The 22535-nt window shown below is 53.0% G+C and carries 14 protein-coding genes; 5 read left to right on the top strand and 9 right to left on the bottom strand.

Annotation, left to right across the window (positions count from 1 at the left end):
- Positions 1 to 128: 128 nt before the first annotated feature.
- The 7 genes from menE to DDT52_RS20910 form a co-directional block, all read right to left on the bottom strand.
- Positions 129 to 1556, bottom strand: coding sequence for an o-succinylbenzoate--CoA ligase (gene menE, locus DDT52_RS07380; RefSeq protein WP_136155770.1), 1428 nt, complete (start codon positions 1554 to 1556; stop codon positions 129 to 131).
- A complete protein-coding gene (menC, locus tag DDT52_RS07375) occupies positions 1544 to 2515 on the bottom strand; it encodes an o-succinylbenzoate synthase (protein ID WP_136155769.1) in 972 nt (323 codons plus the stop codon). The genes menE and menC overlap by 13 nt, the downstream gene beginning before the upstream one ends.
- A complete protein-coding gene (gene menB, locus DDT52_RS07370) occupies positions 2515 to 3372 on the bottom strand; it encodes a 1,4-dihydroxy-2-naphthoyl-CoA synthase (protein ID WP_109052957.1) in 858 nt (285 codons plus the stop codon). Before menB ends, menC begins: the two co-directional genes overlap by 1 nt.
- A 5-nt stretch (positions 3373 to 3377) precedes the next feature.
- A complete protein-coding gene (gene menH / locus DDT52_RS07365; RefSeq protein WP_136155841.1) occupies positions 3378 to 4136 on the bottom strand; it encodes a 2-succinyl-6-hydroxy-2,4-cyclohexadiene-1-carboxylate synthase in 759 nt (252 codons plus the stop codon).
- Positions 4137 to 4150: 14 nt separating this feature from the next.
- A complete protein-coding gene (gene menD, locus DDT52_RS07360; protein WP_136155768.1) occupies positions 4151 to 5833 on the bottom strand; it encodes a 2-succinyl-5-enolpyruvyl-6-hydroxy-3-cyclohexene-1-carboxylic-acid synthase in 1683 nt (560 codons plus the stop codon).
- A 107-nt stretch (positions 5834 to 5940) separates the two neighbouring features.
- A complete protein-coding gene (gene menF / locus DDT52_RS07355) occupies positions 5941 to 7275 on the bottom strand; it encodes an isochorismate synthase MenF (protein WP_136155767.1) in 1335 nt (444 codons plus the stop codon).
- Positions 7276 to 7417: 142 nt separating this feature from the next.
- Positions 7418 to 7555 (bottom strand): hypothetical protein, encoded by a 138-nt coding sequence (locus DDT52_RS20910; RefSeq protein ID WP_168709748.1) that lies wholly within the window; start codon positions 7553 to 7555, stop codon positions 7418 to 7420.
- Positions 7556 to 8230: 675 nt separating this feature from the next.
- On the opposite strand from DDT52_RS20910, the gene DDT52_RS07350 reads away from it, so the two are divergent.
- The 3 genes from DDT52_RS07350 to rcsB all read left to right on the top strand — a co-directional run bounded on the left by DDT52_RS07350 (position 8231) and on the right by rcsB (position 12937).
- On the top strand, positions 8231 to 9409 hold the full coding sequence (locus tag DDT52_RS07350; protein WP_136155766.1) for an MFS transporter: 1179 nt from the start codon (positions 8231 to 8233) through the stop codon (positions 9407 to 9409).
- A 3-nt stretch (positions 9410 to 9412) separates the two neighbouring features.
- Positions 9413 to 12115, top strand: a complete 2703-nt coding sequence (rcsD, locus tag DDT52_RS07345) for a phosphotransferase RcsD (protein WP_136155765.1) — start codon at positions 9413 to 9415, stop codon at positions 12113 to 12115.
- 165 nt (positions 12116 to 12280) lie between these two features.
- Positions 12281 to 12937 (top strand): response regulator transcription factor RcsB, encoded by a 657-nt coding sequence (gene rcsB, locus DDT52_RS07340; protein WP_136155764.1) that lies wholly within the window; start codon positions 12281 to 12283, stop codon positions 12935 to 12937.
- A gap of 124 nt (positions 12938 to 13061) precedes the next feature.
- Here rcsB and rcsC read toward each other — a convergent pair whose 3' ends face one another.
- Positions 13062 to 15917, bottom strand: coding sequence for a two-component system sensor histidine kinase RcsC (gene rcsC, locus DDT52_RS07335; RefSeq protein WP_136155763.1), 2856 nt, complete (start codon positions 15915 to 15917; stop codon positions 13062 to 13064).
- A gap of 205 nt (positions 15918 to 16122) precedes the next feature.
- Positions 16123 to 18765, bottom strand: coding sequence for a DNA topoisomerase (ATP-hydrolyzing) subunit A (gene gyrA / locus DDT52_RS07330; RefSeq protein WP_136155762.1), 2643 nt, complete (start codon positions 18763 to 18765; stop codon positions 16123 to 16125).
- Positions 18766 to 19000: 235 nt separating this feature from the next.
- Here gyrA and ubiG point away from each other — a divergent pair, with 235 nt between their 5' ends.
- Positions 19001 to 19720 carry a bifunctional 2-polyprenyl-6-hydroxyphenol methylase/3-demethylubiquinol 3-O-methyltransferase UbiG gene (gene ubiG / locus DDT52_RS07325; RefSeq protein ID WP_136155761.1) on the top strand — a complete coding sequence of 240 codons (720 nt, stop codon included), beginning with the start codon at positions 19001 to 19003 and terminating at the stop codon, positions 19718 to 19720.
- 458 nt (positions 19721 to 20178) lie between these two features.
- Positions 20179 to 22464, top strand: coding sequence for a class 1a ribonucleoside-diphosphate reductase subunit alpha (gene nrdA, locus DDT52_RS07320; RefSeq protein WP_136155760.1), 2286 nt, complete (start codon positions 20179 to 20181; stop codon positions 22462 to 22464).
- The last annotated feature ends 71 nt before the right edge of the window (positions 22465 to 22535 follow it).

Raw genomic sequence — 22535 nt, 5'->3', positions numbered from 1 at the left:
GATATCCTCGGCGATTTTACCGCAAACGTCCCTATGCTCCAGTACAAAATCGGCCTAAAACCCAATTTATTCTTTTAATCATCTGAAAAGTTGTGACAACTGTCGTCTGATAAGCATCATTCCTCTGCTTAACCTTTTTTGTGGTCACTCTCGCGGGCAGGATAGCCCGCCCCTTTGGCCGTCGCCTGCACCCACGCCTTCACCTGTTGACGGGAAATTTTAATGCCGCCGTTTTTTAATTCCTCAGGCAGTGAATAATAGGCTACCGGACGCTGAAATCCGGCGAGCTGCGGCAACAGCCAATCGCGAATAGCCGCCAACGTCGTGGCGCCGGTGATTTCCACAACGGCAACGGGACGCTGGCCAAACTCTGCGTCATCAACCGGTACCACACAGGCTTGCTGAATATCGGGGTGCGCCAGCAGCGCCGTTTCGATATTTTCCGGTTGGATGCCTTCTCCACCGCTGAAGAACTGGTTATCCAGACGCCCCAGAATGCGCCATTCGCCCTCGTCAAAAGCGCCGCGATCCCGGGTGTGGAACCACCCCGCTTCATCCGCCAGCGGGAAAAGCCGGCCATCACGCCAATAGCCGGAAGCCAGCGTGCTGCCGCGCAATAACACTTCCTCACCAACCAGACGAATTTCACGTCCGCGCAGCGGCAATCCTACGCCCCCCCGGCCATCGGCGCGCTTGGCGCACACCGTGGAAGCCAGTTCCGTCAGGCCATAGCCGCACCAGCAGCGAACGCCGAGGGATTCGGCCTGCTGCGTAAGCGCCAGCGGGATCATCGCGCCGCCCAGCAACACCGCATTCAACGTGGGGGGAAGCGTATTTTGCGATAACAGACGCCATAGCTGAGTCGGAACCAGAGAAGCGTGGGTACAATCCCGCAAAGCAGATTCCAGCGGTTGATGCGCGCGTACGACAATCGTCGCCCCGACCGCCAACCAGCGCCACACGATTCCCTGTCCGGAAACATGAAACAGCGGCAGTGACAGCAGCCAGCTATCCTCTGCGGAAAAAGCCATCATTTCCAGCACGCCTTCCGCACTCGCCAGATGGGCAGAGAAGGTATGTGCGGCGGCTTTAGGCAATCCACTCGACCCCGAAGTCAGCGTCAGCGTCGCCAGTTGATCGGGCTGCCAGCGCGGTAAAGCGGATTGAGATGGCGGGGAAAACGCATCCGATACGCACGACAAAGCAATCAAACCAGACGGCAACGGTTGCTCATCCAGAAACAGCCCGTATTGCATATTGAGGGAAGGCAGCAAATTTTCGGTTAATGATTCGGGCAACTGGGGATTAAGCGGCAACAAACGCGCACCGCATTGCAATAGCGCCAGATAGCAGCACAACATCGTCCTGCTGTTTTTACCGCGCAACACCACGCCACAACCGGGCATCACCCCCTGCTGTTCGAACCCCGCGGCCAACTGATTCACCCGCCGGGCAAGCTGCCGCCAATGCCAGCGGACCTCTCCATCAATCAACGCGACGGAAGATGGCGTCTGTCCGGCCCAATAATGCCAGGGCCAGTCGGTCAGGCCTGCCATACCCGTTCCAGTTGCTCGGCTGGCAGCAGCGGTAACGGACTTTCCGGCCACGGCCGTATTATCTGCGCCTGCATCAAATCCAGCGTATCCAGCCCGGGAATGGTGTCTGGCGTCAGCCAGTGCGCCAGCCGCGCCAGTTGGGTTAGCCCCAGGCTGGATTCAATACTGGAACTGATTACCGCCGTTAATCCCGCCTGATGCGCATCCTGTACCAGCTGCTGGCAACGGGCAAGACTGCCCACCAGCGTTGGCTTGATCACAATAGCGCTCACGCCCGGCTCGGCTTCCACTCGAAAATCCGCTTCGCGCACGCTTTCATCCCAGGCGATATGAATGCCGGTTTGCTGTGCAAACTCGCGGGATTCCTGACGGGTCTTGCAAGGCTCTTCCAGAAACGCAATGCGGGAACGCAGGGCGGGCGCGACATAACGGGCAAAGCCATCCGCTTTGGCTCGCGTCCAACTGCGGTTGGCATCCAGACGCAACTTCAGGTCAGGCAATGCCTCCAGCAGCACGTTGACGATCATGCCATCGCGGACCGCTTCATACAGACCGACTTTGACCTTCGCCACTTTTTCACCGGGCAACGCCTGTAACATGGCGAACAGTTCGTCAGGATCGCCGTTACAAAGTGGCGCTTTACGGTAATCCGCCACTATCGGTAAGCGCTGTTCCAGCTCTGCCGCCGCACAGCTCAGACCAAACGCAACGGACGGCGGCAGCGCGTCAGACCATGTATCACCCGCCAGCCAGCGCGTGAGTTGTTCAAGCGTGGCGGATTCGGCTTCCGCCAACGTTTCCACACTGAACTCCGGCAGCGGCGCGATTTCCCCCCAGCCTTGCTGCTCACCCTGTTGCAAGCAGACGATCAGCCCGTCGCGGGTTTTCAGGCGCTGATTACGCAGCACCACCCCCGCTTCCATCGGCACACGGTAGCGATAAACCTTAACCTGACGCATTACGGATTCCGTTTGAATTTGCTGAAATCGGGCTGGCGTTTTTCATTGAAGGCATTGCGGCCTTCCTGACCTTCGTCAGTCATATAGAACAGCATGGTGGCGTTGCCCGCCAGCTCCTGCAACCCAGCCTGTCCGTCACAGTCGGCGTTCAGCGCCGCTTTCAGGCAGCGCAACGCCATCGGGCTGTTTTGCAACATTTCACGGCACCAGCGAACGGTTTCTTTTTCCAGGGAGGCCAGCGGAACGACGGTATTGACCAGCCCCATATCCAGCGCCTGGGCGGCATCATACTGGCGGCACAGGAACCAGATTTCGCGGGCTTTTTTCTGTCCGACGATACGCGCCATATAGGACGCGCCCCAGCCCCCGTCAAAGGACCCCACGCGTGGCCCGGTCTGACCGAAAATGGCATTTTCCGCCGCAATCGTCAGGTCACACATCATGTGCAGCACGTGGCCGCCGCCGATGGAATAGCCCGCCACCATTGCCACTACCGGTTTCGGACAGGTGCGGATCTGGCGTTGGAAATCCAGCACATTCAGATGATGTACGCCGCTGTCGTCCTGATAGCCGCCATAGTCGCCACGAACTTTCTGATCGCCGCCGGAACAGAATGCCTTGTCGCCGGCGCCCGTCAGAATAATCACGCCAATCCCGTCGTCGTAACGCGCGTTTTCCAACGCGTGGATCATCTCTTTTACCGTTTGCGGGCGGAAAGCATTGCGCACCTGCGGACGGTTAATGGTGATTTTGGCAATGCCATCCGTCGATTTATGGAAGAGGATATCGGTGAAATCACCGCTGCAATCGTGCCATTCTACCGGGGCGTAAAGCAGTTCTTCACTGGGATAAAGCATAAGTATTAATCCTTAACGGGATGCGAGATAAAAGAAAATATCCGGGCGGCATACTCCGCCGGATTCGCCTGATGCGCGTTATGGCCGGCCTGCGCCACGCGCATTAAGGGCAGACCATATTGCATTGCCAGCGCCTGAAATTTCATGTCTCTGACGCCGCACAGATAACCAAATGGGATAACCAACTGCCGAAGCTTGTCCACCAGCCAGGGCTGATGCCCTAACGAGGCGGCATCCAGCATCGCCGCCACCGCCGCGCCATGATTATGACGACGCCGGGCAATCAGCTCATTACGCTGCGCGGCATCCAGATCGGCGAACACGTCCTGTCGATACCAATCGTTCAGCACCGTTTCCAGTGACTCATCGCGAAAGCGCTGCGCCCAGCGGGCATCGTGCAATAAACGCGCCTCGCGCTGATGAGCATCGTCAAGTCCGGGATTACCGCCTTCCACCAGCAGGCCCTGCATGCCCTGATGCCGACCAAAGCAAGCGTGATACATGGCAAGCCGTCCGCCCAGCGAATATCCCAGCAGCCAATAGCGCTCAATGCCCTGTTGCGCGATGGTCGATGCCAGTTGCTGACTGATTTGTGCGAAATCCCCCGCGGCCACGTTCCGCGATGCGCCGTGCCCCGGCAAATCCACCAGCAGCAGCGGCCATTCATTACAAAAAGGCATGATGGGCCGCCAGTCTTCACCGCTGCCCAGCAGGCCATGTAAGCATATCAGCCACGGCTGCGCGGGCGTCATCTCCGCCGGCATGAGCCGCTGACAGCTTAGCGTAACCACGTTGCCGCCTGTGATACCAGCGCGTTCAGCGTTTCCGCCCCATCTTTTGGCGGCACTATCACTTCCAGCAGCGTGACGCCACCCTGCGCCCAACTCCTGGCTACGGTATCCGCGATCTGTTCCCAGCGTTCGGCGCGGACATAGTTGAGGCCGAACATGGCAGCCGCGTGACCGAATTCAACGTGTTGCGGCATGCAGTAAAATGCTTCCCGCTGTTCAGCAGGCGTCGGCAGCAGCGAAAAAATCTGGCCGCCATCGTTATTTACGACAATCAGCACCAGCGGCGCGGGCGCCTGACGCAGTAAAGCCAGCGCATTGAGATCGTATAACGCGGAAAGATCGCCCACGATCCCAAGCGTAGCCTTGCCGGTCGCACGCTGAACGCCGGCCAGCGTCGAGATCAACCCATCAATACCGCTGGCGCCGCGGTTACCGTATACCGGGTAATGTGCCGGCAACTGCGCCAGCGCATCGATCAAACGCACAACCAGACTGTTACCCACAAACAATTGACCATCGCTGGGAAGCAGTTCGGGGAGCCGCTGTGCAAGCTGCGCCTCGCCAAAACGATCGGTCAGATATTCGATAACCTGCTGTTGGGCATGGAGGGCGATACCGTTCAATTCATCCGCCCAGGGAGCTTGCGTAATAGCGGGATGAGCGGCCAGCCAGTCGCTGACGTCGGCAATCAGACGGCGACCACGGTGATGTGCGGGATCAAGACGCCCCGGCAGCGCATCCACCAGCCAAAACGTCTGTGGCTGACATTTTTCCTGCCATTGCAGCAGACGTTTTCCAGTCAGGCTACCGCCAAATTGCACGACAATTTCAGCCTGCCGCAATCGTTCCTGCGCGGCGGCGTTCGCCAGCCAGATATCCGCGCAGGGCAAGGGCTGACCACTTTGTGACTGAACGTCGCCAATCAGCGGCCAGCCTAATTCGTTCGCCCACTGCGCGACCCGCGCCCCCTGCGCCGGGCTGATGCGACCGGCAATCACCACCCCGCGTTTTTGCCGCCATTCATGCCAGTCCGGCTGAACCGTTAGCGTGGTTTGATGCATTTCACGCAGCCAGGGTTCCCCGCTTTGCCACCAGTCACCCAGCGTCAGCGACCAGTCCTGGAAAGCCGCATCATCATCCGCGCCATATAACGGCTCGGCAAACGGACAATTAATGTGCAACACGCCGTGCGTTAACTGCGCCATGGCGCTATCGAGCGAGGAAACCAGCCAACTGGCAGGAATGTCCGGCGTCGGTCGCGGCAAATTCAGCGCGGCCATGGAATGGGACGCATACAGCCCATGCTGGCGGATAGCCTGATTGGCTCCGCAATCAATCAATTCGGGAGGACGATCGGCGGTCAAGACCACCAGCCGCTCCCCCGTCAGACCCGCTTCAATGATCGCCGGATAGAGATTCGCGGCAGCCGTACCTGAGGTCACCACAATAGCCACCGGTTCATGAGCGCCTTTTGCCAGCCCTAAAGCCAAATGCCCCAATCCCCGTTCGTCAAAATGGGTATGGCACGTCAGCGCATCATGATTGGCCGCTGACAGTGTCAGCGGTGTGGAACGGGAACCGGGCGCAATGCATATGTGGCGGACACCATGACGGGTCAGCGCTTCAAGCAGCAACGCGGCCCAGCGACGATTAAATACACTTGTTGCCATGATTTACTCAACAGCTCAGGTTGCGGATTCCGAAAATAATTATATTTTTTTTTACAGCGTCAACTTTGATATAAACCAGTACCTGATACAACAAAGATAAAACAAAACTATGACATATCACCGTCTAACAGCGATTTCAGACCCGCAGCTTTGTTTTCCAGTTCCTGCCATTCTTGTTCTGGATCAGATCCGGCGACAATTCCGGCTCCGGCATACAAGGTCAAAATGTTGTTATTGATCTCTGCCGAACGCAGTGCGACGCAAAACTCGGCCTGTCGACGAGACAGGTAGCCCGCAGACCCCGCATACCAGCCGCGCTCGAAAGGTTCCTTCTCAGCAATGAAACGCCGGGCAACCCGTCTTGGCAATCCGGCAACGGCCGCGGTCGGTTGCAAGTTATCAAGACAAACGACATCTGACGGCTGTCTCAGCGTCGCCTGAATCGCGCGGCGCAGATGCTGCACTTTGCGTAGCCGCACCACTTCCGGCGGCATGACATCCAGCGATAACGCCGACTGTTGCAACCGCTGACAGATATCGTCCACCACCAGCATATTCTCGCACTGGTTTTTGGTGTCTTTCATCAGCCAATGTGCAAATGCCGCCGCTTTTTCATCATCCTTGTCGCTGGCAACCGTACCCGCCAACGCTTCGGTTTCCAACTGCGTGTCATAACGGCGATAAAGCCGCTCCGGGCTGGAACCAAGAAAAGCCTGCCGGGCATCATGCGCCAGCATAAAATGAAAACAATGATGGTTGGCCGCCCGGCTGGCGGCCATAAAGGTTGTTGCCTGTAACGGCTGTTTCAGGGTCAACGTGGTCTTTCTTGCCAGAACCACTTTTTCCATCCCCCCGGCCGCAATATTGTGCAGCGCCTGTTGCAACAGTTTGATCCAATTCTGACGATCCGGCCGATGGTCAACCGCGTCCACTTCCGCCTGCAAGGGCGGCAGCGGCCGTATCGGCAGCAAGAACTTGATAAATGCAGAGGCTTCATCAGCGTCCTGCTGTAGCGATGCCCCACTGAATAAATTAATTCGCAGGCTCAGCGTATTACCCTGGCGCAATAGCTCCACGCGGGGCAGAAAAAGATAGCTGGGGGAAAGACCAGACCGATACTCACGCGGTGTCTGGTCGAAGGCATTCAATCCCCAGATACGCACATGGCTGTCACAGCCATGCTGCAAAAGGAAATCTTCCGCTTCCTGAGCGTGATGGAAACCACAAACCAGACCACACACGGCGGCTTCCTCATCGTCCTGACGATGTTGCCAGTAAAACTGGGGATACGCAGGCTGAGTCGCCAGCCATGGCAGCAGCCCAGACGGTTCACTTTCACTGAGGATCAATGAACGTGTTATCTGTCTGAAACCCGCACTCTCAGGCTGTGGTTCGCGTAAATCCTGCTGCATATGCCACAACAGGTCGGAAAGTTGTTTCACCCTAACCCCGGTAACCTAACGTAAAGCACAGGATTATACGGTAAAAAAAGACACTTTGGGTGAGAGGTTATTCAGGATAAAAAAGGGCAATACGCGCCATCAGGTTAACCGCTTCACAAGATGAGAAATGCATGAAGCCATGTTACGCATCTGGCAAAAGGACATCCCCCGCCACCAGCGTTAGAATCGGATGGCGCTGATTGGGCATAAAAGCATTTCCAGCCGCTGCTGCCATTCCCGTCAGACAATAACCGACGTTGTCGCCACGTAATACGGACAAAGCACCGATCTTTTAATCGTTAGCGCCACATAAGTCATGAAAAAATAATAATTTGGAATAACGAATCCAACTATAGAGAGAATTTATCATTACTGAATGAGTTTATTTTATCAGAAAAAACGCATTGACAATTTAAATGAAACCTGCACAAAAAATAATAACCCGACGCGCCACTAAAATAACAACATATTGATATAAATAAGAAAGATAAAAAATTAACAAGATGAAAGCATTATTTTCTTCAACGCCAATGATAGCTGCCCCCCGCTTTTTTCATATCGTTACCAATAGTGACTGTCACATCCCAATTAAGCATTCTGCCCAGGCGAGGCATTGATCGCATGAAACGACAAAACACTATTACACATTACCATTAGAATAATCCTTCATCATTATTTCTCTAATTAACCTTATTCCTTTCGCCGGTTTTTTAACCGGCATTTTTTTATTTCCCGAGGATAATAAACGGTCAGAGCATCAGGACGATTCACCATAGGTTGAAGCGAAGACGTTATCAACCGCACTGAGCGTGCGGACATCTTTTATGCAACTTACGTTAACTTATCTGATAATACGTCCACAGGACGTCGACAGATCATGAATCCTTCGATTCAATAACTTAATTATGGTAGAAAGAATCCCTTATTACGTCTACCCGATAGTGCCGTCAAGGATATGAGCTCAACGCTGAATTCCGAATCGTTATATACCGAACAGCAACCCGGCCGAAAAGCACAGGCGGCAACTCGCATCTGTTTTTTTGTCGCAGGCTTCGCTATGGCTTCCTGGGCGCCGCTGGTTCCTTTTGTTAAGCATCGTCTGGACATCAACGACGCTTCTTTGGGTATGCTGCTACTCTCTCTGGGAATTGGCTCGCTACTGGCAATGCCGTTTACCGGATTACTCACCGGCAAACTCGGCTGCCGCACCGTCATTCTGATCGCCAGTGCCACACTGTGTGTGATTCTGCCGATGCTGACACAGGCAGGTACGATTCCGGTCATGGCCGTGACGCTGCTCTTTTTCGGCGCGGCGATTGGCATGATTGACGTATCAATGAATATTCAGGCCGTCATTGTCGAGCGCGCAAGCGGTCGAGCCATGATGTCCGGTTTCCACGGTTTCTTCAGCGTTGGCGGGATTGCCGGGGCCGGCGGCGTCAGCGCCTTATTGTGGCTTGGCCTGTCACCGCTGACGGCCATTTGGGTCATTGTTGCACTGTTGCTGGTCTTGATGTCGAGGGCGCAAACACATCTGCTGCGTACCACTAATGAGGGCGAGGGCGGTCCGCTCTTTGCGATCCCCCGCGGCTGGGTCATGTTTATCGGCCTGCTATGCTTCATCATGTTTCTGGCGGAGGGCGCCATTCTGGACTGGAGCGCGCTGTTTTTAACCGTTAAACGTCACCTGAGCAGCGCGCAAGCGGGGATCGGTTACGCCGCGTTTTCCGTCGCGATGACGATCGGCAGGCTGACCGGCGATCGCGTGGTCAATGCACTCGGACGCTACGCGATCCTTGCGGGCGGTAGTCTTTGCGCCGCGTTGGGTCTGTTGTTGACCATCAGTATCGACAACGCGCTGACGTCGATTCTCGGTTTCGTCATGGTGGGGATCGGCGCGTCAAACGTAGTTCCGATTCTGTTCAGCGCGGCAGGCAATCAGAAAATCATGCCGGCAAATCTGGCTATCGCATCCATTACAACTGTAGGTTACGCTGGTATTCTGGTTGGCCCGACGCTATTGGGTTTCATCGCTCAACTCAGCAGCCTGTCACTCGCTTTTGGCTTTGTGGCATTGCTGTTACTGATTGTCTGCGCCAGTGCGCGAGCCATTACCCGTAATCAGGAACATTGATCAATGCCAGCCATCATCATGCGTTATTTTGCTCTGCTTACCCTGCTACTGTGCTTCGTAACCGGTGCGTTTGGCTATAACTACTTCAGTAACTGGCTGGCGGAAAAGAAGCTTGCCCTGATCGATCTGACCCAGGGTGTGCAGAAACGTATTGATGCCTACCGCTTTTTCACTTACCAGATTTATGGCGACCTGAATAACGACCCGCTCTCCAGCGAGGAGGATATCAACGCCATCAACCTGATGCCCAACGTTTTCTATGTAGAAAAGAACGGCCAGAAAACGGATGCCCTGATATTTGGTCAGCATGATGTATCGACGCTCCATTCCGTTCGCCGCATCTCCCGCTCGCTGGATATTCTGTGGGGGGCGGAAACCAACGTATATTCCATGTATTACCTGAACGGGGTGGATAATAGCCTGACGATGATCTCAACGCAGACGTTGAAGGATATTTCATCCCAATTCCGCGGAAGTTACATTACGGCAATTGCCGAGGCGCGCCGAACGGAAATGCTGCAACAGGCCAACGCACTGGATGAACGTGAAAGTTTCTCTCCGCTGCGCAAGCTGCGCTTTTATGATGATTACTATTTCACATTGCGCACAACGTTTAATCAGCCCGGTCACCTGGCAACCATTATTGCTTTCGATTTACCGATTAACGATTTGATTCCGTCCATCCTGCCGCGCGAAGGCCTCCAACTGAGGCAAGACACGCCTTCGGCCAATAATATTGATACGAACAGCGGCAGCGAAGACATGACGGATATCCAGTTGGGTAGATCGCTGATTGAAATATCATCGCCGCTGGTGAATGCGCCAGTGAAAATTGTGTTTCAGACCCCGATAAAAGTGTTGCTCATTGACATTCTGCGCAATAACGTCTGGCTGCTATTGCTTAATCTGGCGTTATTGCTATTTTCCATTGCCGGTTTTTATATTTTCCGCCAGAAATACTCCCATCCGGATGAAGATCTTTCCCACCGGCTGAGAAAGCAGCTCAACATTTATCATGAGACTATCGGTCGTATTCCGATGGGCGTGCTGATTTATGATTTTGGCAGTAACAAAGTGATTGTTCAGAATGAACAGGCAGAACATTTATTGCCGCACCTGAGCTTGCAAAAAGTCGCCAATATGGCGGATGAACATCAAGGCGTGATTCAGGTAACGGTGAATAATGAGATGTTTGAAATTCGCCAGTTCCGCAGCCAATATTCCGCCGACTATTGCCTGTTCCTGCTGCGCGAGCAAGACAAAGAGATTCTGGTCAATAGAAAGCTCCAGTTGGCGCAGCGTGAATATGAGAAAAATGTGCAGGCCAGAAAGCGCCTGTTCAGAAACCTGCTGAGCGAATTCAAACAACCCCTGCTGTCGCTGCATAAAAATTTACAAGCGATTCGCCATACCGATGATAAAAGCGAACAGCAGCAGTTAACTGAACAACTTACGGTCGATACCGCCTGTGCTATCGAACTACTGGATAATATTGCCCTACAGGAAAAACTGGAAGTTCAGGAGTGGAAACTGGCTAACGAAAGTTTCTCTCCACTGACCATGATCGACAGTTTATTGCTGGAATGGCTCCCGCGCATTAATCAGAAAGGGCTTTGCCTGTTCAGTCATTACAAGCTGGATATCAATCAAACCTATATGGGTGATGGCGAACTGCTGAAAAAGACCCTGTCGCTCCTGCTGAATTATTCCATTACCAATACCGAATACGGAAAAATTACCGTTTCGATCGTCAGTGACCAAACCGCGCCGGAAAAACTAATCGTACAAATCAGTGATACCGGCGCAGGAATTTCGGGGACGGAACAAGATAATCTCAATCATCCCTTCCTGAATCCGACCACGGCGGACCGCTTTGGTCAAAACTCGGGATTAACCCTGTTTTTGTGCAATCAGCTGTGCAATAAACTTGGCGGCCAGTTAAATATTCACAGTAAGAAAGGACTCGGCACACACTACATCCTGACGGTAAACATGACGCCGGATCCCCTTCCGGTCGAGGAAGAAAAGCTGCTGGACGGCATTACCGTATTACTGGATATCACCGCCGATGAAGTGCGACATATTGTCAGCCATCTTATCACTGGCTGGGGAGCCAATTATCTCATCAGTGATGAACGGCAGATTAATCAGAAAGTGGATATCTGCATCACCGACGATCCGGAAAGAACCGCTGATTATTCTATATTACTAACTGGTGATGACCCGGCCATCATTCCTCTGGGTCCTCATCGATTGAGAGCGAATTATAATATCAGCCAACTTTTGCTGGGAGCATTGCTTAAGTTGATTGAGCAACAGCTGGAAGCGCCAACCGATACGGGGCTAACAGACGATGAGCATGATGACGCGTTCTACGCCGGTCAGCTGGCGTCAAGTGATTATTATTCTCTGTTTATTGAGACAGTACCCGATGATTTAAAGAGGCTGTATACTGAAGCGGAAGATGGCGATTTTATGTCACTTTCACAAACGGCACATCGGCTGAAAGGCGTGTTTGCCATGTTAAACCTGCATCCTGGCAAACAGTTGTGTGAGCGGCTTGAACAACATATTACCGCGCACGATGGTGCACAGATCGAAAATAACCTTCATGAAATTGAAAGATTTGTCAGTGCATTACTATCCCCAATAGATTCCGGGGAACAGGAAGGCGGCGACCGAAAGCACCCCGATGGGCTTACCTGAGTATGTGATTCGGGTAACAAATTGCCTGGACAGATTTGAACGCTGCCAGCAGCCGTCCCGAAGGGGTGAGGCCCAGAGAGAGCCAAATGATGAAGCCAACACACCTGCAACTTGAAAGATGAAGGGTATACAGCAAGGTAGCCAACAATATGAGTAACCTAACCGATGAGTAACCTAAACGTAATTATTGCCGACGACCATCCTATTGTCCTTTTTGGCATCAGAAAGTCACTTGAACAAATTGAGTGGGTCAACGTCGTGGGTGAATTCGAAGATTCAACCGCGCTGATCAATAACCTGCCGAAACTGGACGCTAACGTTTTAATTACCGATTTGTCCATGCCGGGTGATAAATATGGCGATGGTATTACCTTAATTAAATACATTAAACGTCATTTTCCCCATCTCTCCATTATCGTTCTGACCATGAACAATAACCCGGCTATTTTAAGTGCGGTTCTGGATCTGGATATTGAAGGGATTGTACTAAAACAAGGTGCGCCAACCGACTTACCCAAGGCATTGGCCGCACTGCAAAAAGGCAAAAAATTCACGCCGGAAAGCGTCACCAGAGTATTGGAAAAAATCAGTTCCAGCGGCTATGGCGACAAACGGTTGTCTCCGAAAGAAAGCGAAGTGCTGCGTCTGTTCGCCGAAGGTTTTCTGGTCACCGAGATTGCCAAAAAACTTAACCGTAGCATCAAAACCATCAGCAGCCAGAAGAAATCAGCGATGACAAAACTCGGCGTCGATAACGATATCGCTCTGCTGAACTACCTTTCTTCTGTGAGCATCAACTCCACCTCGGCAGAAAAAGAGTAAGTTGAGCTAAAGCCCTCATGATTGGGGGCACCAGGCAACAGATAACGTTGCCTGGGTTTGATGACCAACCTTCTGATTTGGTTTATCCCGGGCGCTTCTCTTCACAGGGGAGAATCCGGGGCATTCAGGTTTCAGCGGCCGCTCTGGATTGACGCACCACATCGCTGTAATAGGACAGCGTTTGTTGCAGGGTATCCAACGTCACAGGTTTGGATAAACAGTTGTCCATTCCCGCCTGTAAACAGCGCTGCCGCTCTTCCGCCAACGCATTCGCCGTCACGCCGATGACCGGGAAATGTCGCCCCTGTTCCCGCAGACATTGCGTCAACCGATAACCATCCATATTCGGCATATTGACGTCCGTCAGCACAATATCGACAGCGTTTTTACCCAACACGCTCAGCGCATCAACCCCATCGTTTGCCGTCATGGCCATATAACCCAGTGAACCAAGCTGATCCGCCAACAACCGTCGGTTAATCGGATGATCGTCGACGACCAGAATCATGACATCGCCGTTCTCGGTACGGCTATAATTGGTCAACGGCGTTGAAAGCGCCGCGGACGATCCATCTTCCGTTTGCGGACGATATATTCTTTCCAGCAAATCCGGCAGATACTGCGGCATAGACGTACTGTGCAGCCAGTATCCCGGGCTGATTTCCTGCGCAGATCCCGTATGTGAACCACTGATAACGATCCGTGCACGGGCATCGAGCGATTCAGACACGTCGGAATCGCTGATAATCACATCATCACTACCGATGGTCTGACGCTGGTAACGGCAAGCCCGCAAACCGTGTTCCTGTAAAAAGGCGAGCAGATAAGACTCCAGCCGGATATTGCGCACCATCAGCCAGCACATTTTCCCCTGCAAACCAGCATTGATGGGGACCGGCGCATAATGTGCCTTATAGAGCGGAATTCTGATACCAAACTGGCTGCCCAGTCCAGGCTCCGATTCGATCGAGATATCGCCATCCATCAGATTGATCAGCTTTTCACAGATCGCCAACCCCAGCCCAGTGCCCTGAAAATGGCGTTGCACCCCGCTACCAGCCTGAAAGAAGGGATCAAAAAGCTTCGCTGCTTCACGCGGCAGGATCCCCACGCCAGTGTCGCGCACCAGAAACTCCAGATAACCATCGCGACATTCCACCTGAAAAATAATGCATCCCGTATCAGTGAACTTGATGGCATTACTCAGCAGGTTGGAAAGTACCTGCTGTAAACGAACGGGATCGCCAGACAAACTGACCGGAACATTGGGATCGATAAAGCAGTACAGCGTAAGGTGTTTCTTCACCACCAGCGGCAAATAGTTGCTGGTGATGTGGCTGATCACTTCGTGTGGAGCAAACTCGCAGGGTTCAATTTTCAGCTGCTCTGACTCGATCTTGGAAAAATCGAGAATGTCGCTGATGATCTTCAACAATAGCGACGAGGAGTTATTCATCGCCGCGACCAGACGACTCACGTCCTTAGGCAACGCTTTCGTCTGTAATAAGTCCAGGTTGCCGATAATGCCATACAGCGGCGTGCGCAATTCATGGCTTACCGTCGCCAGAAACATGGATTTGGACTGGCTGGCCTGCTCGGCGGCATTGGCCATTTCCTGTAGCGACTCTTCCATTTTTACGCGCGCGCTGACGTCAAGCAGTACGCAGATCGCCACATTCTCATTACGATAGCGGGAATGGACGAAGCTGATTTGCAGATGATGATTTCTGCTGGTCAGCACATCGACAAATTTGGATTGCTGCTCGCAAATAATCCGGGTAATACGCAGGCGATCTTCATGAGTCAGTAAATTCAGATAATTATGTGCCAGCTCATTACTGAGAATATTGGTGCCATCGTTAATCCGCAGAATACAGATGCCCACCGGCGCAGAGGCCACGATTTTACGGTTGAACTGCTCGTTTTCCTCTAGCTGGAAAGCATTCACTTCCGCGGGCAACAGCATTTTCCGTTCAAAGATCCAGGCCAGCACAAACAGCAATATGGCTGACAGCGTATTAAACAGCGCCATATTAATGATCAGAGTGCTGATATGGGACAGCAATACCCGCAGAGGAAGCGAATAGATAATGCTGAACGCCGTGGGAGGCAGGTTCTTTTTCAGGATGATTTCATCATACCCGTTCACATAGCCGAAATAATTGTGGTCTATCGGGTTTGTGCTGGCGGAAGGAACATAGCGGCCTTTGCCTTCGGAAAAATGCAGAATCGGCTGGTTATATTGGTTAATCAATTGCACGCTGATCGGGAATTTCCCGACCGACACGAAATCATCCAGGCGGACTGTCTGTTCAATCCCCATGATAACTTCAAGCTTATTCCCTACATAAATAGGCGTCAACGCATATAAGTAACCGACATCGGGCGCCTGTGCGGGTGTAATCCAGTAGACCGTTTCATCCTGAGATGCCGACCGAACAGCATTCTTCTGTTCCTGAAAACGATTCTGGACATTTTTAAACAGATTATCGCGATCCAGCGACTGGTTGCGGATACCAAAATCCACCATGCACTGCTGATCGCCCCCGACAAAAAATACCCGATTGAGATCGTATACCGCTGAAAAGTTTTCTCGCCAACCATCAAAAAAATCACTTAATGACACCAGTGAATGATTATGATCCCCATCGTAACAATCGGCACCCGGCAAAATCGGATAAACGGATAGACCGGGCTCTTTATCTATCGGACTATCCGGTTTTTCCGCCGGACTCGCCAGATGATTGGCCGCCAGATATTTAAGCTCACGAACAATATCAGCCGCGTGGCGAATATATCCCTGCGATTGATCGAAACTCAGGTTATATTCCTGACGTAAATCCGATTCTTTTTCATTCAATACGTTACTGATATAAAACACGGATATCAGCGCGCCGAGCACCCATAGCATAATGGCCAGCACCCGAAATAAATAACGGGAGACTTTTAATGTCGTATGGAACGAGGCGAGATATTTCAAGTGGATACCGTTGAATTGAGAAAAAGATTAACCAGTGTCGCACACCTGCCGATACACTACCGATCCTGCATAAAAAAAGCCAGCGCATCACGCGCTGGCTCAGGTTTATTACCGCTATCCCCGCCAGACTTCAGGTTGCATGGGCGTTGTTCAAAACGACAACGCGTTGTCCTGCCACCCGAATTATTCAGGGCATAACGGGGACTTAATCTTCGTCGTCTTCCGCTACGTCGTCATCGGCGTCGATATCGTCGGCGATGTCTTCGTCTTCGGCTATTTCACCTTCAACGTTTACGACGCCATCCAACTCTTCATCTTCGACCGGTTCAGCAACGCGTTGCAGGCCGACGACATGTTCATCTTCCGCCGTACGGATCAACGTAACACCCTGGGTGTTGCGGCCCACAATACTGACTTCAGACACACGCGTACGAACCAGCGTTCCCGCATCGGTGATCATCATGATCTGATCGGCAGCGTCAACCTGAACGGCGCCAACCACTTTACCGTTACGTTCGCTCACCTTGATGGAGATAACCCCTTTCGTGGCGCGGGACTTGGTCGGGTACTCGCTGACGGCGGTACGTTTACCAAAACCATTTTGCGTCACGGTCAGAATATCGCCTTCACCGCGAGGAATGATCAACGATACGACGCGATCTTCGCCTTGCAGATTGATGCCGCGAACCCCGGTTGCCGTCCGGCCCATGGAGCGCACCGCGCCTTCAGAGAAGCGCACCACTTTACCTTCCGCCGAGAACAGCATCGCCTCGTTTTTACCGTCGGTCAAATCGACGCCAATCAGTTCATCACCATCATTCAGATTGACGGCGATAATACCGGCGCTACGCGGGCGGCTGAATTCCGTCAGTGCGGTCTTTTTCACCGTACCGCTGGCGGTCGCCATAAACACATGGCGGCCTTCTTCATATTCGCGAACCGGCAGAATTGCCGTGATACGCTCATCCGCCTCAAGCGGCAACAGGTTGACGATCGGACGACCGCGAGCGCCACGGCTGGCTTCCGGCAGTTGGTACACCTTCATCCAGTACAGACGACCACGGCTGGAGAAGCACAGGATCGTGTCATGGGTGTTGGCCACCAGCAGACGATCGATGAAATCTTCTTCTTTAATGCGCGCGGCAGACTTACCGCGACCGCCACGACGCTGGGCTTCATAGTCGCTCAGCGGCTGATATTTCACATACCCCTGATGAGACAGGGTCACCACCACATCTTCCTCGTTGATCAAATCTTCGATGTTGATGTCGGCCGTGTTAGCGGTGATCTCAGTACGACGTTCATCGCTGTATTGCGTTTTGATCGCTTCCAGCTCTTCACGAATGACTTCCATCAGACGGTCCGGGCTGTTCAGGATATAAAGCAACTCGGCGATCTGAGTCAGCAGTTCTTTATACTCATCCAGCAGTTTTTCATGCTCAAGACCGGTCAGTTTCTGCAAACGCAGATCCAGAATCGCCTGAGCCTGCTGCTCGGTCAGATAATAGCGGCCCTCGCGGATACCAAATTCCGGTTCCAGCCATTCAGGACGCGCAGCATCATCACCCGAACGTTCCAGCATGGCCGCTACCGTACCCAGCTCCCACGACTCGGCAATCAGCGAGGCTTTCGCTTCTGCCGGTGACGGCGCGCGACGAATCAGTTCGATAATCGGGTCGATATTCGCCAGCGCGATCGCCAGACCTTCCAAAATATGAGCACGGTCTCGAGCTTTGCGCAGTTCAAAAATGGTACGGCGCGTCACCACTTCACGGCGGTGACGTACAAAAGCAGCCAGAATATCTTTCAGCGCCATGATCTTAGGCTGGCCCTGATGCAGCGCCACCATGTTGATGCCGAAAGACGTTTGCAGCTGCGTCTGGGAGTAAAGGTTATTCAGGACGACTTCGCCCACGGCGTCACGCTTGATCTCAATGACAATGCGCATACCGTCTTTATCAGACTCGTCGCGCAGTGCGCTGATGCCTTCAACACGCTTGTCTTTTACCAGTTCGGCAATCTTCTCAATCAGGCGCGCTTTGTTCACCTGATAAGGAATTTCATGCACGATAATGGTTTCGCGTCCGGTTTTGGCGTCGGCTTCTACTTCAGCGCGCGCGCGAATGTAGATCTTGCCCCGTCCGGTGCGGTACGCCTCTTCAATACCCCGTCTGCCGTTGATGATGGCGGCCGTCGGGAAATCGGGCCCTTTAATGTGCTCCATCAGACCTTCAAGGCTGATATTTTCGTCGTCGATATAGGCCAGACAGCCGTTCACCACTTCCGTCAGGTTGTGGGGCGGAATGTTGGTCGCCATCCCAACCGCAATACCGGAAGACCCGTTGACCAACAGGTTGGGGATACGGGTCGGCATAACATCAGGAATCTGCTCCGTGCCATCATAGTTAGGCACAAAATCAACCGTATCTTTTTCCAGATCGGCCAGCAGTTCATGGGCGATTTTCGCCATACGAACTTCGGTATAACGCATCGCCGCCGCGGAGTCGCCGTCGATGGAGCCGAAGTTACCCTGCCCGTCCACCAGCGTATAACGCAGTGAGAAAGGTTGCGCCATACGCACAATGGTATCGTAGACCGCAGTATCACCATGCGGGTGATATTTACCGATCACGTCCCCGACAACACGGGCCGATTTTTTATAAGGTTTATTCCAGTCGTTCCCCAATACGCTCATCGCGTACAGTACGCGACGGTGTACCGGTTTTAGTCCATCACGAACATCTGGTAACGCACGCCCGACAATAACGGACATGGCATAGTCCAGATACGAGCTTTTCAGCTCTTCTTCAATGTTGACCGGTGTGATTTCTCTGGCAAGGTCGCTCATGGAGCCGCTATCCCTCTATTTATGCATCTACCCGAGTTCAAAAGGTGGAAAATTATATCACAAACCGCCGTTTCGGGGGAAACTCCCCGCAATCAATGACGTGATACTTTGCATCAGCAGAAATAACGGAGCGTGAATAAATCATCCCGAGAGCAAATCGATGAGCGCTACAACATCGTGAACGGTATCGATATACTCGCGTTTAATTGAAGATAACCAAAGGTCGTGATTGTAAATGAACGCTGAACATCAAACCCCAAACGTCGATCATCAGGAAATTGCCAAATTCGAGGCGATCGCTTCCCGCTGGTGGGATCTGGAAGGCGAATTCAAACCGCTACACCGCATCAACCCGCTGCGCCTGGGCTATATCGCCCAGCGGGCGGAAGGTTTGTTCGGCAAGAAAATCCTGGATGTCGGCTGCGGCGGCGGCATTCTGACCGAAAGCATGGCGCGTGAAGGCGCAGACGTAACCGGTCTGGATATGGGAGCGGAACCCTTACAGGTTGCACGTTTGCACGCGCTGGAAAGCGGCATGGCGGTAAATTATGTTCAGGAAACCGTAGAGTCCCATGCACAGGCGCACGCAGGCGAATACGACGTCGTCACCTGTATGGAAATGCTGGAGCATGTCCCCGATCCGCAGTCCGTCGTTCAGGCCTGCGCCAGGCTGGTCAAACCGGGCGGCCATGTCTTTTTTTCCACCATCAACCGCAACGCCAAAGCCTGGATGATGGCGGTGATCGGCGCAGAATATATTCTGAAAATGGTGCCGCGCGGCACGCACGACATAAAAAAATTCATCCGTCCGGCTGAACTCATGGCATGGATTGATACCACCCCGCTGCGCGAGAAACATATTATCGGGCTGCATTACAATCCGCTGATGGACCACTTCAAGCTCGGCCCGAATGTGGATGTGAACTATATGCTGCATACCCGGCACGAAGCATAAATACGTTCCCCCATCCCCCGCGAAGTGAATGGCTCCCTGTCTTCGCGGGGATGGCAGAACCGGTTCGCAGGATGGTCAAAACCTCAGCCTTAATCATCAGATAAGTCCGAGTTTATTTTTCCGCTTTACGATTTGATCAATATGATGATTTTCGACACGAACAATAAAACGCCAACCGATCAATTATTTCGTTTTTTCTCCCCACGGGTTGACAATACCGGAGAGCCCGAGCAAACAGGCAGTTAGCGAATCAATAACATTTCCTCCCTAAGTTATCCACAATTTACCGCGGTTTTGTTCACTTGCAATAACACATTTTTCTCATTATCTTGTTGTCAAACCAAACCCAACCCCCTACATATAGTGTTTGCTTCTGGCAGAAAGGCACAAGTGTGCCCGATGTGCCGTTTTTCGCACGCACGAAGGATGGGGCAGAAAAACCGAAGGTGTTACTTCTCATGAACCAGAGTTTGCTCGTTACCAAACGTGATGGCACGAAAGAAAAAATCAATCTGGATAAAATCCATCGCGTCATTACCTGGGCCGCAGAAGGTTTGCACAATGTTTCCGTTTCTCAGGTGGAACTGCGCTCCCACATTCAGTTTTATGACGGCATCAAAACCTCTGATATCCATGAAACCATCATCAAGGCGGCTGCCGACCTGATTTCCCGTGAAAGCCCGGATTACCAATACCTGGCTGCGCGTCTGGCGATCTTCCACCTGCGCAAAAAAGCCTACGGCCAGTTTGAACCGCCGGCACTGCTGGATCACGTCGCCAAAATGGTCGAGATGGGGAAATACGACAAGCACCTGCTGGAAGACTATAGTGCGGAAGAGTTCGCTGAAATGGACGCCTTTATCGATCACTGGCGTGACATGAACTTCTCTTATGCCGCGGTTAAACAGCTGGAAGGGAAATATCTGACTCAGAACCGCGTGACCGGCGACATCTACGAAAGCGCGCAGTTCCTGTATATTCTGGTCGCCGCCTGCCTGTTCTCCGGCTATCCCAAAGAAACCCGTCTGGGCTACATCAAACGCTTTTACGATGCGATCTCAACGTTCAAGATTTCGCTGCCGACCCCCATTATGGCCGGCGTGCGCACCCCCACTCGTCAGTTCAGCTCTTGCGTACTGATCGAATGTGGCGATAGCCTGGATTCCATCAACGCCACCTCAAGCGCCATCGTGAAATACGTTTCCCAGCGGGCGGGGATTGGTATCAACGCAGGCCGCATCCGTGCGCTCGGTAGCCCGATCCGCGGCGGTGAAGCCTTCCATACCGGCTGTATCCCGTTCTACAAACATTTCCAGACCGCCGTGAAGTCCTGTTCGCAGGGCGGCGTGCGCGGCGGCGCCGCTACGCTGTTCTATCCGCTGTGGCATCTGGAAGTGGAAAGCCTGCTGGTACTGAAAAACAACCGCGGCGTTGAAGGCAACCGCGTTCGTCATCTCGACTACGGGGTACAGTTGAACAAGCTGATGTATCAGCGTCTGGTCAAAGGTGAAGACATCACGCTGTTCAGCCCATCTGACGTTCCGGGGCTGTATGACGCCTTCTTTGCCGATCAGGATGAATTTGAACGTCTGTATGTGCAATACGAGCAGGATGACAGCATCCGCAAACAGCGGATCAAAGCGGTCGAATTGTTCTCGCTGATGATGCAAGAGCGCGCGTCCACTGGCCGTATCTATATCCAGAACGTGGATCACTGCAATACGCACAGTCCGTTTGACGCGCAGGTCGCGCCGGTGCGCCAGTCCAACCTGTGTCTGGAAATTGCGCTGCCGACCAAACCGCTGAATGACGTGAATGACGAAAACGGCGAGATTGCCCTGTGTACGCTGTCCGCGTTCAACCTCGGCGCCATCGACAGTCTGGACGATCTGGAAGAACTGGCGACGCTGGCGGTTCGTGCGCTGGACGCCCTGCTGGATTATCAGGACTACCCCATTCCGGCAGCCCAGCGTGGCGCCATGGGACGTCGCACGCTGGGTATCGGCGTAATTAACTTCGCTTACTATCTGGCGAAAAATGGCGTGCGCTATTCCGATGGCAGCGCCAACAACCTGACTCACAGAACCTTTGAAGCCATTCAATACTACCTGTTGAAAGCCTCTAACGTGCTGGCTCGCGAACAAGGCGCCTGCCCGTGGTTCAATGAAACCACCTACTCTCAGGGCGTGCTGCCGATTGACACTTACAAACGCGATCTGGACGCGATTTGCAGCGAACCGCTGCATTATGACTGGGAAGCGCTGCGTAAAGACATTCAGGAATTCGGCCTGCGCAACTCGACGCTGTCGGCACTGATGCCTTCCGAAACGTCTTCGCAGATCTCCAATGCCACCAACGGCATTGAGCCGCCGCGCGGACACATCAGCGTCAAAGCGTCAAAAGACGGTATCCTGCGTCAGGTGGTGCCTGAATATGAAACGCTGAAAGACGCTTACGAACTGCTGTGGGAAATGCCGAACAACGACGGCTACCTGCAACTGGTTGGCGTGATGCAGAAATTTGTCGATCAGGCAATTTCTTCCAATACCAACTACGATCCGTCTCGTTTCCCGTCAGGGAAAGTGCCGATGAAGCAACTGCTGAAGGATCTGCTGACGGCGTACAAGTTCGGCGTAAAAACGCTCTACTACCAGAATACCCGTGACGGCGCGGAAGATGCGCAGGATGACCTGCTGGCAGAGCCGCAGGATGATGGCTGCGAAGGCGGCGCGTGTAAGATTTAAGCCAGTATCAAGGGGCTGCACAGCAGCCTTTTATCCTTTTATGGCGGACAATCCCTGTCCGCCCCCCTACG

The organism is Brenneria roseae subsp. roseae (genome assembly GCF_003115845.1).
Lineage (GTDB): Bacteria > Pseudomonadota > Gammaproteobacteria > Enterobacterales > Enterobacteriaceae > Brenneria > Brenneria roseae.
This window is presented reverse-complemented; position numbering and strand designations above follow the sequence as displayed.